Below are 13,775 nucleotides of genomic sequence, written 5' to 3' on the forward strand. Positions count from 1 at the left end.
TTGCTCATGTCTGTTAGTCAATTAACCCCTGCGTTATCTGGAATTGTGGTCGAGCCAGCACAAGCTGCTACCGCTTGCGTGATCTGGTTACATGGTTTAGGTGATTCAGCCGACGGATTTGCGCCTATTGTTAAGAGCTTACAATTACCGAAAAACTCATCTATTCGATTTATTTTCCCCAATGCTCCCGAGCAAGCCGTCACTATTAACGCGGGTCATATCATGCGCGCTTGGTATGACATTAAGAGCCTAGACTTACATGATCGCGCCGATATGGCGGGGGTGATGGCATCTGAGCAGTTATTAGATGAGTTAATTGGTCAGCAAATCGCCGCAGGCATTGCTAGCGATAAGATTTTAATTGCCGGTTTTAGTCAAGGAGGGGTGATGGCGTTATTTACAGCGTTACGTTGTAGCAGCAAACTCGCTGGAATTTTAGCCTTATCTTGTTATTTACCTGGTGGTGATGAATTGCCACAAGCGTGCTCAAGTGTCAATCAACACACTCCCATTGTTTATCAACACGGTGAGCAAGATGACGTAGTGATCCCTATGGCGGCGGATATGGCGCGTCAAGCCTTAACTGCTGGTGGTTATCCGCTCGACTTTAGTTGGTATCCCGTCGGTCACAGTTTATGCGCGCAGCAAATTATGCCCATTCGCGAGTTTATTTTGAATCGGTTAATGGCATAAACACCAAAAGATGCCCTGTTAAATGAGGGCTTTTTTGGCGTGTATTTAATACATTGATTGATGACGCCTAGTGCCTCGGCTGCGAGTCAGGCACTATGGGCTATTTCTTAGGTCAGTTTCTATTATATTTGTGTGAGTGCATGAGATCTTTGCAAATCATAACAGTAGGTCAGGGCAAGATCGCGAACGTTTTTTGGCCATTAAATGATCGATTTGACGATCAGAACTGGTTGTGATCTTATACTCCCTTTTACGGGATAGCCTCATGCACGTTGATCACTTCAAAGACCATTTTCAAATAATTACCGACCAACGCCAAAGTGCCAAGGTCACCTATTGCCTCTTTGAAGTGCTGTTTGGCTCCCTGTGTGCGGTGATTGGCGGCGCTAAAGGTTGGTTTGATATTCGTGAATATATCCTCGGACACCATGACTGGTTTAAACGCAATAAACTTTTCGTGAATCGTGTCCCTGCGGATGACACGATTGCGCGTATCATATCAACGATCGAACCCGAACAATTTCATGAGTGCTTCGTCAGCTGGATGTCATCAATACATACGCTTACAGAAGGCCAAGTAGTTGCTATCGATGGTAAAACACTTCGAGGTTCATACAACCGTGAAGACAGAGCCAGTACCATTCATATGGTCAGTGCCTACGCATCATCGAATAAGCTAGTGCTGGGTCAGCTTAAAACCGAGCAGAAAAGCAATGAAATCACGGCGATCCCTGAGCTAATAAAGATGCTCGATATCAAGGGTGCGCTAGTAACCATTGATGCAATGGCCTGCCAAACTAAGATAGCCAAAGCCATTGTAGAACAAGGCGGAGATTACTTGCTTGCGGTTAAAAATAACCAAGGGAAACTGCGTCAAGCTATAGAAAAAGCTTTCAGCTCCGAGCGTGCAAGTGCAGCGGATAGCATCTCATTCGAAAAGGGTCATGGCCGTATCGAATCTCGCCAGTGCTATGTTTTTGACAGCAAGAAGCTTGAAGGTGATTTTTCACGATGGAAAGCATTAAAAAGCATCGTGATGGTTGAAAATATCCGTTTTATTAAAGAGAAAGGCATCGACTTAGAGTATCGTTATTACATCAGTTCTAAGACGCTTAGCACAGAGCAAGCTGCCATGGCTGTGAGAGAGCACTGGGGCATAGAATCGATGCATTGGGTGCTTGATGTTAGTATGAATGAAGATGCCTGCCAGATATACAAAGCCCACGGTGCAGAGAATTTATCTTGCTTGCGTCATATGAGCTTAAATATGCTTCGAACAGAGCAAACTAAGCTGAGTATTATTGGAAAACAAAAGCGCTGCATGATGAATACATCAATGCTAGAGGGTGTATTAAGGGCTGGCTTGAGCTCGTTGGCGAAAAACTAAACACTCGTGCGGTTGCCCTGAACAGTAGGTTATCAATTAAATGTTTAGTCTCTTATAAAATTTTTAATTATACCCTTGAAATAAATATAGCTGACTATATATCTAGGTTATGGATGCTCATGAGAGGTCCTATTAGCGACTTAACTAGTAAGTTAGTGGTTAACCTATAAGTTAATGATTAAAGCTAGTGAGTCTATTTATATTCGGTGCAACTCTGTTGACCGAGGTTATTTCACATATTGCTTTCGAGGATATGATTATGCGTAATTATGATTTATCACCTTTATTCCGTTCTGCCATTGGTTTTGATCGTTTAGCCCGAATGGCTGAACATGCGGCTGCCAATAATGGCAATGCCGGCTACCCACCTTATAACATTGAATTACTTGGCGAAAATCGTTATCGCATCACAATGGCGGTCGCTGGTTTTGGTATGAGTGATCTTGATATCACGAGCGAAGGTGATAAGCTACTGGTTAAAGGTACGCGTCAAGAGCCTAATGGTGAGCGTCAGTATTTGCATCAAGGTATTGCTGAGCGCAGCTTTGAACGTACATTTCAATTGGCTGATCACGTGACTGTTACCAGTGCTAACTTAGAGCATGGCTTATTAAACATTGATCTGGTGCGTGAAATTCCTGAAGCCATGAAGGCGCGCAAAATCGCTATTAACAATCAAGAGGTCATTGAGCAAAATACTATTTAATCCTAGGGTTGAACTTAGGCTAAATAATAAGGGAAGCATTCGCTTCCCTTTGTCGTGTTATTAATAACTTTATGTCTTTATATAGATAAATAGCCAATAGCAAAGGGTATAGCCAATAGTATATCCATGTAATAGCTAACTATCGGCTTTAACTTATGATACTCGCATGGCTTTATCGCCGCGGCATAGCCCAACCACGCCAGAGCGCGATACTTCCACGACTTTGGTGGCTTCACTTAAGGTGCGAATAAAGGCATCGAGTTTTTCACTGGTGCCAGTGATTTGAATGGTATAAAGCCGCGCATTCACATCGACAATTTGCGCCCGAAAGATATCTGCGGTGCGTTTTACTTCTTCGCGTTGCTCGCCGTGAGCTTTCACCTTGATTAAGGCTAATTCGCGCTCGATAAAATCACCATCAATACAAGCCACTTTAAGCACATCAATCAGTTTATGCAGTTGCTTTTCAATTTGCTCCAGCACTGAGTCATCGGCAACCACAGTAATAGTTAAGCGCGATAATGTGACATCATCTGTGGGGGCAACGCATAAGGTTTCAATGTTATAGCCGCGCTGGGAGAACAAGCCGACAACACGCGACAATGCACCCGGTTGGTTTTCTAATAAAATACTGATGATCCGGCGCATTAGCTTCTCTCCGTTTTAGTTAACCACATGTCGTTCATTGCACCACCACGAATGAGCATAGGGTAGACGTGTTCGGTTTCATCGACACTGATATCAACAAATACCAACTTATCAGTTAACGACAAGGCGTGAGCTAACGCTGCTTCTAACTCATCAGGATGACTGACTGCGATTCCCACATGGCCATAAGCTTCGGCAATTTTGGCAAAATTGGGCACAGAGTCCATGTAGGAATGTGAGTGTCGGCCTGAGTAAATCATGTCTTGCCATTGTTTAACCATGCCTAAAAAGCGGTTGTTAAGGTTAATAATTTTCACCGGCGTGTCATATTGCAGCGCGGTGGATAGCTCCTGAATATTCATTTGAATCGAACCATCACCAGTAACACACACTACGGTTTCATTAGGCAATGCAAGTTTTACCCCCATGGCCGCGGGTAAACCAAACCCCATGGTGCCAAGCCCGCCAGAATTTATCCAACGTCTTGGTTTATCAAATGGGTAGTAGAGCGCGGCAAACATTTGATGTTGACCAACATCGGATGTCACATAAGCATCGCCTTTAGTTAACTTGTATAAAGTCTCAATCACTTGCTGGGGCTTGATGCGATTAGTGCTGGTGTCATAGGCCAAACTATTGCGGCTACGCCAAGCATTAATCATTTGCCACCAGTCAGCTAAACGCTGTGGTGAGGCATTGGCTTCTAAGCTCACATCGGATGGCGCAGCTAATAGCGCTAACATTTGATCTAGTACTTGTTCGGCTGAGCCCACAATGGGGATATCAACTGCTATGGTTTTTGAGATGGACGATGGGTCAATATCGATATGCAAAATTTTGGCATTAGGGCAGTATTTTTCAACGTTATTCGTGGTTCTGTCATCAAAGCGCACCCCTATGCCAAAAATCAAATCGCTATTATGCATAGTCATATTGGCTTCATAACAGCCATGCATACCGAGCATGCCAACGGCGTTTTTATGAGTGCCAGGAAAGGCACCTAAGCCCATCAAGGTGCTCACAACAGGAATATTAAGCAGTTCTGATAACGCCTTAATTTGGGCGCCGCAATTAGAGATAATAGCGCCGCCGCCTACATACAATACTGGCTGCTTAGCGGCGATGAGCGCTTGTAACCCACGTTTTATCTGGCCTTTATGGCCCGATGTTGTGGGGTTATATGAGCGTAAAGAGACAGATTCTGGGTAGTGATAAGGAAATAAGTGCTCGGGACTTAAGCAATCTTTCGGTAAGTCGACCACCACAGGGCCAGGTCTGCCCGTCGCTGCAATGTAAAAGGCTTTCTTAATAGTCTCAGGGATGTCTTTAGGGTCTTTAATCAAGAAACTGTGCTTTACCACAGGGCGGGAAATACCAATCATGTCGCATTCTTGAAAGGCATCATTACCAATTAAATGACTGGGAACTTGGCCTGACAACACCACTAATGGTATGGAGTCCATATACGCTGTGGCTATGCCGGTAATCGCATTGGTAGCCCCTGGACCACTGGTGACTAATACCACACCAACTTTTCCGGTAGCACGGGCGTAACCATCAGCCATATGCACGGCCGCTTGTTCATGGCGCACCAGTATATGTTCAATCGACGAGGCTTGGTGGAGCGCATCGTAAATATCGAGCACTGAGCCGCCAGGATAGCCGAAGATATGTTTAACGCCTTCATCAATCAGTGAGCGCACTATCATTGCTGCGCCAGAGAGCATTTCCATGTAAGACTCCTAAGTTACCGTATGGGTGAGCAGTAGCTTTAATAGGTGAGGGTAATCACGCTATTTGCAGCCTCTCCTGGCCGAGGGAGGCTGACTAGTCGAAGGGATCCTACTTTGACTAGGCTAAATTAGCTCAATAAAATTGAGCAAGATTTGAGCATACCAAGACATTTTTATATTTCAACCGCAAAGTGTAAATAAAGCGTTAACGTTAGTTATTTTCATTATGCGCGAATATGAAAGCGGCAAAGAATCGTGAGGCGTTAGTGCAATGATGGGGGCTATCGGATTGAGGGGGCACTAAGATATAAAAAAACAGGTGATCTGAGGTCACCTGTTCATTGTTGCTATAGTCGTTACTAGCCGTTAATTGCTATCGATTATTTATGGCATCTATAAGCTTTGCTATCACGTGATAGCGCTTGCGATTAACCCAGTAAAGAATACACGATAGCTGAGATAGCAATTAAGCCAATCAGGGTAACAAAGACGTTGCTTATCTTACCGCTGTATTTACGCATCGCTGGCACTTTATGGATAGCGTACATAGGCATTAAGAATAAGATGGTCGCAATAACTGGGCCGCCTAAGGTTTCAATAATCCCAAGAATCGATGGGTTTAACGTGGCGACTAACCAAGTCGTCACCAGCATGAAGCCAGCGGTCAGAGTGTTTAATTTCTCTGGTGCTATACTCTTGCCGCGTTGGCGCAATGACTTAACTACCATGCCGTTAAAGCCTTCACGGGCACCTAAATAGTGACCTAAGAAAGATTTAGTAATAGCCACAAATGCAATCACAGGCGCTAAATAAGCGATCACTGGGGTATTAAAGTGGTTAGCTAAATAAGACAGAATTGAAAGATTCTGCGCTTTTGCTTCGGCTAAATCAGCAGGAGATAAACTCAATACACAGCTAAATACAAAGAACATCACAGTAATAACCATCATGATGTGAGCATACGCTAAGATTTTTGAAGTTTTCTGATCAACGATTTCATCACCATATTCCTGGCGCTTAGCCACAGCAAACGCTGAAATAATAGGTGAATGGTTGAATGAGAATACCATCACAGGAATGGCTAACCATAAGGTCATCCAAATACCTGGGCCAGAATTATTAGCCACATGAATAGTATCAAGGAATGCGCTCTGCCAATGAGGGATCAAATACAGTGCTAATAACATTAATACGCCAACAAATGGATAAACCAAGATGCTCATCACCTTGACTATCAAATGCTCACCAAATTTAACGATCGCCATTAAGCCAACAATCAGCACTAATGACAATAATGCGCGCGGTGGGGCAGTCATTTGCAACTGGTTAGTGATGAAGCTTTCAACCGTATTGGTAATCGCCACACTGTATACCAGCAAAATAGGATAGATGGCGAAGAAATATAATAAGGTAATGATTTTACCCGCGCCAACGCCAAAGTGTTCTTCAACAACTTCAGTAATGTCGCCGTTTGGGTTTTTACCAGAAAGAACGAAGCGAGTTAATCCTCTATGAGCAAAAAAGGTCATAGGAAAGGCTAACAGCATCATGATGATTAACGGAATAAGTCCGCCTACACCAGCATTAATAGGTAAAAATAATACGCCTGCGCCTACTGCCGTGCCGTATAAACCTAACATCCACATAGTGTCAGACTTTTGCCATTGACTGGCTTGAGCAGGACTCATGACTTTAGCAGTCGTGTTTTGCGTTGAATCCATTAGTGTTCTCCGAAAGTCGATAACCGACTTCTTAAATATCGTTTATTAGTTCAAGACTATTGATTATTAGAATTACATATTCTGCGATTGCTATCCTTTGTAAAGCAAATGGCTGGTTATTATCATTCACTTAACAATTTCTATTTTCCTTAATGAAATCAGCAGCAGTAATTTTCTATTTAGTATTACACCATCGTTATTGGTAAAAACTATAAAAATTAGGGCATATGTCTAATTATTTGATTGTTATTGGTGGTTAATGCTGTTGATGGTAGTTTGAATGGATGTTGCGATTAAAATCAGTTGTAAATCATTGCCTTACTGTGTTTTGGGCCGGCGTGAATAAAAAATCCCCAAATTAATGATCAACTTGATTATTGTTGATAGATAACTGTTTACATTTAAAATGCGTAACTACCTGTTTTAAATGATGGTAATAATCACCTGGTTACTTATTTGTTATTTTCTATGACGGCAACGATGTGATTTTGTCGTTGCTTATATGGCTGCTTATGGTTGCCAAAATTCAGCGATTGGTTGCCAGTAGTTAATATCAGGGGACTGTTGAAAAGCATGTTTATATTGGTGGTTAAATGTAACTCTTTTGTTGTGGCGCTTGCTTAGTATCATTTTATTAACAGGGTGAAGCTTATTTGCACAGCGTGTATCTGTGACATGCATATTTAAGCCTTATTTGGGCTTTGGACTCTGACTAAGCCTAGGTATAATGCAAACAGAATAGTGACAAAGAGTATCCACCCATGGATTTTACAGCCAAGAATCGAAGCCACGCGGCAAGTTTTGCTGAGCAACAACGCTTAATTAAGGCGGTGTTTTCAGGTAAGACAGTATTGTGTCAGCATTGCCAGCAACCGTTGAAATTATTAGCGCCGGCTAAAACCACTCACAAAGCCAATAGTAAAATGAAGGCTAAGGGCACAAATATCAGCAATCACATGGACAAGAATCCAACTAGCGATGCGCCTATTTATGGGATTCGTTGTCAGAAGACCTGTACCGATATTGAACTAGACTTTATCTAAGTCTGGTTATTTAAGTCTGGTTGTTTAGGCGCCGTTATTTAAGCTAGCTTATGTAAGCACTGACATTAAATTACTGATATTAAAGCTGCGCTATTTGAGTATCGCTATTTGCGCATAGTTATTTGCTTAGTTTGATTAAGCCTTAAGTTAATAACTATGGTGACTAATATAACGCTCAGCATCACAGGAAATAACCACAGTGAATGCGGAGCGATAGCGAGTAGTGGGCCGGCTAATGCGCCCACGCCAAATTTCAAGGTTCCCATCACGGCCGTTGCCGTACCACTATCTTCCTGAAATCGTATCAACAGCAAAGCATCGCTATTTACCGACATTAAGCCAATACATATCATGATTGCTGGCACTAAGCACAAGATAGCCAGGATAGATGTTTGCACGCTGGCGACGACTAATAGCAAAGCAATGATCAATGCGCTGCCTGCTGCCCACTTAACTATGGTTAATGACCCCAGTTTACCGACAATGCGAGTATTGATAAGGTTAGCAAGCATTAAGGAGCCGACATTAAGCGCAAATAATAAGGCAAACTTCTCGGCACTGATCCCAAGGATGGCCATGTAAATCAAAGGCGCTGCCGTTAAATAAGTGAAAAACGCAAAGGATGACAGCATAGAGTTGGCAATGAGCGGCAACACCTTAGGGGTTGAAAATACCCGTCGATAGCGGCCTAAATAACTAATAGGTTCTTTACTGCTAGCTGGCATGGCCGGCAAGTCCATTTTCCAGGTTAAGCCTAACAATATGGCGGTATAGACAGATAGCAGGATAAAAATGGCAGGCCAGGTTGAAATATTGAGTAAACCTGCACCTATGGATGGCGCAATTAATGGCGCTATCATCATGATTAAGCTGACATACGACATGCCTTTAGCCATATTAGCCCCGAACAGCTGACGTATATAACCTGGAACCACCACTGTCGCGGCCGCGCCGAAAAATGCTTGCACAAATCGGAGCACTAAAAAATGACTGATATCGTTACTGATACTCAGTAATAAGCTAGTGATTAAAAAGCCGCTCAGCCCAAGGCGCAAAATGTGGATTCGCCCCCATTTATCGGCTAATGGCCCAAGTAATAGCATGCCTGCCGCATATCCGGCTAAATATAAGCTCATACTGAGCTGCACTAGTCCAATGGAGGTGGATAGATTGTCTGCGATGGCAGGCATTGCCGGTAAGTACATGTCAATGGTTAACGGACTAATCGCGATAATCGCCGCGAGGAATAAAATTAACTGAGTATTTACCTTGGGAGAATTCACACACTTTCCATTTGACGTTGTTAGGCGATAACTGAGAGCTAAGAGTAACCTGCTATTGCGTGATTATCATTAAAAATTGACCTGAAAAAAATTAGATAATTCTCAAGTAGTTAAATGTCAGTTTTATATTGCCACGAGCAGTTTATGACAGACTTTTTCGCTTACGCTTGTGATGGTTAATAGGCTTGTGCTAGTCTCTTGCCTTTTTTATCTCACCCCAAGAAGCGGAGCAAGTCATGAAGGTCGGATTTGATTATGGCAGTGCCAATTGTGCTGTCGGGGTAATGGTAAACGATGAGGTTAACCTTATCGATTTGGCGGCAGGCAGTGCCTATTTAACCTCAACCTTGTATGCCTGGGATAAAGACCTAATTGCTTTAGCAGTGTATCAAGGGTTACCGGTTAGTGCGCAAGCTGAGTATGCCGCATCGCGCAGTGCTGAATTATCGCGAGCGCGCCGAGCCTTGATTGATTTAGATTTACGCGCCGATGAGACCTTAGTCTTTTTTGGCCAAGAGGCTATCAGTCATTATTTATATTGCCCAGAAGATGGTTTTTATGTGCGTTCGCCTAAATCCTTTTTAGGCGCGAGCGGTTTACGTGTCGATCAAATCGCGTTGTTTGAAGACATAGTGACCTTGATGATGCGCAATATTTTGCAGTGCATCTATCAACAAACCGGTCAAAGCCCTAGTACTGACATAGATGCTGTGATTGGACGCCCAGTTAACTTTCAAGGGCGGGGCGGTGAAGACAGTAATTTGCAAGCCCAAGGCATTCTTGAGCGCGCCGCCATTCGCGCCGGTTTTAATAGTGTTGCCTTTTTGTTTGAACCTATTGCTGCCGGAATGGATTTTGAAGCGGACTTAAACAGCGATAAAACTGTGCTGGTGGTCGATATCGGCGGTGGTACCACAGATTGCTCGTTGGTAAACATGGGACCACAGCGCCGCCATGAGCGCGAACGCGAGGCCGACTTTTTAGCCCACACTGGTCAGCGTATTGGTGGCAATGATGTCGATATCGCTTTAGCTATGCATTCATTTACGCCACTGCTGGGCCGTGATGGTCAATTATCCACCGGCAAGCCGCTGCCAAGACACTTGTTTTGGAATGCGGTCGCAGTTAACGATGTGAGCGCGCAGCGAGACTTTATGTCGCTCAGTTGCCGCAAGATGATTGAAGATTTAAAGAAGGATGCACTGGATGTAGCATCCCTTGATTTATTACTCAAAGTGCAAAAATATCAGTTGGGATATCAACTGGTGCGTAGCGCTGAGCAAACCAAAATTGGCTTATCGGAATCATCAGAGCAAAGTGTTGCCCTTGATTACTTAGCTAAAAATATGGCTACTCGCGTAACATCTCAAGACTTTAGTAACGCTACCGCTGACACCTTAGATAAAATTCAGCACTTAATGCTGGAAGCCATCACCAAAGCAGATACTCAGCCAGAAGTGATTTATGTGACCGGTGGTACTGCGCGCAGCCCAGTGATTTTTGAGCGTATTAGTGAGTGTTTCCCGGATTGCGAAATCGTGGTGGGGGATCATTTTGGTTCTGTGACTGCCGGCTTAACTCGTTATGCCCAGCAATGTTTTTAATCGCTTATTGATTAGCGGCTTAATACTCTAGCTAACTAGCGACTTAAGAGCGTGGCTCTGATCCGAATGAATCTAATGAGCCGCGGCGAGTAAAGCAGTGTTTATCACTGAGCTAAAGGCAACATGAGCGTTAACAGCAAAAAAAACCACAAGCCAAGGCTTGTGGTTTTTTTTTGCAATTATTTGCTATCAGCAAGTTAGGCGATCTTTAGAGAACTAAATGCCCCAATATAAAACCAAATCCTACGGCTAGGCCGGTAGTTAGTAGGCCTGGGATCATAAAGGGATGATTAAATACTGCTTTACCTATACGGGTAGAACCTGTGTCATCCATTTCCACTGCAGCCAGCAAAGTTGGGTAAGTAGGCAGCACAAATAAGGCTGATACCGCCGCAAATGAAGCAATCGCCGCCACTGGGCTTACGCCTAAGGCTAATGCCGCAGGCATTAATGCCTTAGTGGTGGCGGCTTGTGAGTACAGCAACATAGCGGCAAAGAATAAGGCAATGGCCAGCATCCAAGGATATTGATTTAATAGTAGGCTTGCTGAGCTTTGAATATGTTCAATATTGGCTTCAACAAAGGTTGCACCTAACCAGGCCACACCCATGACACAAATACAGGCGCACATGCCTGATTTAAAGGTGGCGGCACTACTGATTTTATCCGCATCGATGTTGCAGCCCCAAGTAATGAGGAGCGCCGCCGATAGCATAATGGCTATGATGGCATGATCGCGGCTAAGTACCGGTTCGGTAATTAAACCCACCACAGGTGATAACGCTGTGGCATAAAACATGATGAGGCCAATAGCGCCACAAAATATCAGTAATGAGCGTAGTGCGAAGGGTTGCTCGGGGGCATTTTGCTGTTGACGCTGCGCCACTTCACCACGGGCTAAGCGCTCTTGATAGACAGGATCGTCCTTTAACTCACAGCCTAAAAATTGTGCCACTAGTGAGGTGAGAAACACTGCGGTTAATGTCGAGCAAAAACAGATGAAGACTAAGGTAATATAATCAACGCCCTTAGGCTCAAGCAGACTAGAGAAGTACACCATAGCCGCAGACACTGGGGAGGCGGTAATGGCAATCTGCGAGGCAATTACGGCAATGGATAATGGACGTGATGGCCTTACGCCTTGCTCTTTAGCCACTTGCGCTATCACAGGTAAAGTAGAAAACGCGGTATGGCCAGTGCCAGCCAATAACGTCATAAAGTAGGTGACTAACGGCGCTAAGATAGTGATATGTTTAGGATGGCGTCTAAGTAAGCGCTCAGCGCGATTGACTAAATAATCCATACCTCCAGCCACTTGCATAGCTGCAATGGCAGATATCACCGCCATAATAATTAAGATGACATCCCAAGGGATATGCCCAGGTTGTACGCCAAGACAAGCAAGTGCCAGTACGCCAATTCCGCCAGCAAAACCTATGGCTACGCCACCAATTCTTGCTCCAATAAAAATTGACAATAAAACGATGGCAAGTTCAAGCCAAATCATAGCGGCTCCAATGTTCAAAAATGAAGTGCTATTTTAGCGTAATTGAATATGAGGCGGGGTATTAGTTAGGCGTAAACCTAGTTAATGTGGCTATTTGCCAACTAGCTCACGCAAGGCCAGTGACTTTTGTGATCTAGGTTGGCTTAAGGGGCTGGGTATGCGAGGCGAGCAGTGCTAAGACTCAATAACATGCCAAAGTAATTGGTAATGGCCCAATCACTTGGCTGAACTTATGGCTTGATAAAACCGATCAAAACCGAGTGCTAAGTCGGCAATTAAATCATCGGCATCTTCAAGTCCGATATGCAGCCTTAGTAAAGGGAAGCTTGAGTCCCAGTAAGTGGCGGTTCGTATTTTATCAATGCCTTGGATCCACAGCAGCAAGCTTTCAAAGCCTCCCCATGAGAACCCAAGTTTGAAAAACTGCATATCATCCACCAGAGCTTTAATGGCAACACTCGGCGCAGGTTTAAGTACCACAGAAAACAAGCCATTACCGCCGCTAAAATCACGCACATAGAAATCATGCCCTGGGCACTCACTAAAGCTTGGATGCCTTAGATGATCCACTTCTGGGCGCAAAGCCAACCAGTTAGCGACTTTTAACGCATTATTGGCTTGCTGCTGCAGGCGCACGCTTAACGTGCGCAGGCCGCGCAAGGCAAGATAACTGTCATCGGCTGACACACATTGGCCTAATAGATAACTATGGTGTTGCAGTTGCCGCCAATATTTAGGGTTAGCGGTGGCACTCCCCATCATCATATCGGAATGACCGGCGACATATTTAGTAATGGACTGAATCGAGATATCGATTCCCATAGTAAATGGGCGGCAATTGATAGGGGATGCCCAAGTATTATCCAGTAAGGTAATGCAATTAAACTGATGGGCTATTTGGCAAAGTTTTGGAATATCTTGTACTTCCATTGTGATTGAGCCCGGGGATTCAAAAAACACCGCCTTAGTATTGGTTTGTATTAGGCTCGCTAACTCATCACCTATCATAGGATCATAATAACTGGTGCTGATCCCATAGCTAGAAAGAAGTTGATCACATAAGTCGCGCGTTGGTTCATACACGCTATCGACCATAAGTAAATGATCGCCCGCTTTTAGAAATGATAACAGCGCGCCAGCAATGGCCGCTGTACCAGAAGGGAAAAGGGCGCAGCCGGCCCCCCCTTCGAGTTCAGCTATCGCTTGTTGTAATGCAAATTGGGTCGGGGTGCCACGCCTGCCATAAAACAGTGCACCATCAGCTTTTTTTAAGCTGGCTTGGTGCATATGTTCAAGACTATCGAACACTACCGTTGATGCGCGGTAAATCGGGGGATTGACTATGCCTTGGGTGAAATGCTTATCGCGACCAGCACTCACAATTTTTGAATCTTTTTTCATTGGCATCAACGGTTAATGGTTTGTTAGCACTCTAGCATTAACTCAGGCG

At 44.2% G+C, this 13,775-nt stretch carries 11 protein-coding genes; 5 read left to right on the forward strand and 6 right to left on the reverse strand.

What is annotated here, in order from left to right; translation table 11 throughout:
- The first annotated feature begins 6 nt into the window (after positions 1–6).
- The 3 genes from AC1HDP_RS02585 to AC1HDP_RS02595 all read left to right on the forward strand — a co-directional run bounded on the left by AC1HDP_RS02585 (position 7) and on the right by AC1HDP_RS02595 (position 2,786).
- On the forward strand, positions 7–693 hold the full coding sequence (locus AC1HDP_RS02585) for an alpha/beta hydrolase (protein ID WP_479637550.1): 687 nt from the start codon (positions 7–9) through the stop codon (positions 691–693).
- A 265-nt stretch (positions 694–958) separates the two neighbouring features.
- Positions 959–2,080 (forward strand): ISAs1 family transposase, encoded by a 1,122-nt coding sequence (locus AC1HDP_RS02590; protein WP_479637551.1) that lies wholly within the window; start codon positions 959–961, stop codon positions 2,078–2,080.
- A gap of 259 nt (positions 2,081–2,339) precedes the next feature.
- Entirely contained in the window at positions 2,340–2,786 is a 447-nt protein-coding gene (locus AC1HDP_RS02595) for an Hsp20 family protein (RefSeq protein WP_479637552.1), read from the forward strand.
- 153 nt (positions 2,787–2,939) lie between these two features.
- Here AC1HDP_RS02595 and ilvN read toward each other — a convergent pair whose 3' ends face one another.
- The 3 genes from ilvN to AC1HDP_RS02610 all read right to left on the reverse strand — a co-directional run bounded on the left by ilvN (position 2,940) and on the right by AC1HDP_RS02610 (position 6,888).
- A complete protein-coding gene (ilvN, locus tag AC1HDP_RS02600; protein WP_140932338.1) occupies positions 2,940–3,434 on the reverse strand; it encodes an acetolactate synthase small subunit in 495 nt (164 codons plus the stop codon).
- Positions 3,434–5,167, reverse strand: coding sequence for an acetolactate synthase 3 large subunit (locus AC1HDP_RS02605; RefSeq protein ID WP_479637553.1), 1,734 nt, complete (start codon positions 5,165–5,167; stop codon positions 3,434–3,436). Before AC1HDP_RS02605 ends, ilvN begins: the two co-directional genes overlap by 1 nt.
- Before the next feature lie 428 nt (positions 5,168–5,595).
- Positions 5,596–6,888, reverse strand: coding sequence for an HAAAP family serine/threonine permease (locus tag AC1HDP_RS02610; protein WP_479637554.1), 1,293 nt, complete (start codon positions 6,886–6,888; stop codon positions 5,596–5,598).
- 761 nt (positions 6,889–7,649) lie between these two features.
- Here AC1HDP_RS02610 and AC1HDP_RS02615 point away from each other — a divergent pair.
- Positions 7,650–7,931 (forward strand): hypothetical protein, encoded by a 282-nt coding sequence (locus AC1HDP_RS02615; RefSeq protein ID WP_479637555.1) that lies wholly within the window; start codon positions 7,650–7,652, stop codon positions 7,929–7,931.
- Between the two features lie 104 nt (positions 7,932–8,035).
- On the opposite strand, the gene AC1HDP_RS02620 is transcribed toward AC1HDP_RS02615, so the two are convergent.
- Positions 8,036–9,214, reverse strand: a complete 1,179-nt coding sequence (locus AC1HDP_RS02620; RefSeq protein ID WP_479637556.1) for a multidrug effflux MFS transporter — start codon at positions 9,212–9,214, stop codon at positions 8,036–8,038.
- A gap of 236 nt (positions 9,215–9,450) precedes the next feature.
- Between AC1HDP_RS02620 and yegD the strand changes: the two genes are divergently transcribed.
- Positions 9,451–10,818 (forward strand): molecular chaperone, encoded by a 1,368-nt coding sequence (yegD, locus tag AC1HDP_RS02625; protein ID WP_479637557.1) that lies wholly within the window; start codon positions 9,451–9,453, stop codon positions 10,816–10,818.
- 208 nt (positions 10,819–11,026) lie between these two features.
- Here yegD and AC1HDP_RS02630 read toward each other — a convergent pair whose 3' ends face one another.
- Both AC1HDP_RS02630 and AC1HDP_RS02635 read right to left on the reverse strand, forming a co-directional pair.
- Positions 11,027–12,325, reverse strand: coding sequence for an anaerobic C4-dicarboxylate transporter (locus tag AC1HDP_RS02630; protein WP_479637558.1), 1,299 nt, complete (start codon positions 12,323–12,325; stop codon positions 11,027–11,029).
- 216 nt (positions 12,326–12,541) lie between these two features.
- Positions 12,542–13,726, reverse strand: coding sequence for a cystathionine beta-lyase (locus tag AC1HDP_RS02635; protein ID WP_479637559.1), 1,185 nt, complete (start codon positions 13,724–13,726; stop codon positions 12,542–12,544).
- Positions 13,727–13,775 lie beyond the last annotated feature (49 nt).

The sequence above is a fragment of the Shewanella sp. ISS20 genome, assembly GCF_056522965.1.

Bases quoted from the DNA above. Each gene is read 5' to 3' on its own strand.
- yegD (WP_479637557.1), top strand. From the start codon at position 9,451: ATGAAGGTCGGATTTGATTATGGCAGTGCCAATTGTGCTGTCGGGGTA.
- AC1HDP_RS02610 (WP_479637554.1), bottom strand. From the start codon at position 6,888: ATGGATTCAACGCAAAACACGACTGCTAAAGTCATGAGTCCTGCTCAA.
- ilvN (WP_140932338.1), bottom strand. From the start codon at position 3,434: ATGCGCCGGATCATCAGTATTTTATTAGAAAACCAACCGGGTGCATTG.
- AC1HDP_RS02605 (WP_479637553.1), bottom strand. From the start codon at position 5,167: ATGGAAATGCTCTCTGGCGCAGCAATGATAGTGCGCTCACTGATTGAT.
- AC1HDP_RS02635 (WP_479637559.1), bottom strand. From the start codon at position 13,726: ATGAAAAAAGATTCAAAAATTGTGAGTGCTGGTCGCGATAAGCATTTC.
- AC1HDP_RS02595 (WP_479637552.1), top strand. From the start codon at position 2,340: ATGCGTAATTATGATTTATCACCTTTATTCCGTTCTGCCATTGGTTTT.
- AC1HDP_RS02585 (WP_479637550.1), top strand. From the start codon at position 7: ATGTCTGTTAGTCAATTAACCCCTGCGTTATCTGGAATTGTGGTCGAG.
- AC1HDP_RS02630 (WP_479637558.1), bottom strand. From the start codon at position 12,325: ATGATTTGGCTTGAACTTGCCATCGTTTTATTGTCAATTTTTATTGGA.
- AC1HDP_RS02590 (WP_479637551.1), top strand. From the start codon at position 959: ATGCACGTTGATCACTTCAAAGACCATTTTCAAATAATTACCGACCAA.
- AC1HDP_RS02615 (WP_479637555.1), top strand. From the start codon at position 7,650: ATGGATTTTACAGCCAAGAATCGAAGCCACGCGGCAAGTTTTGCTGAG.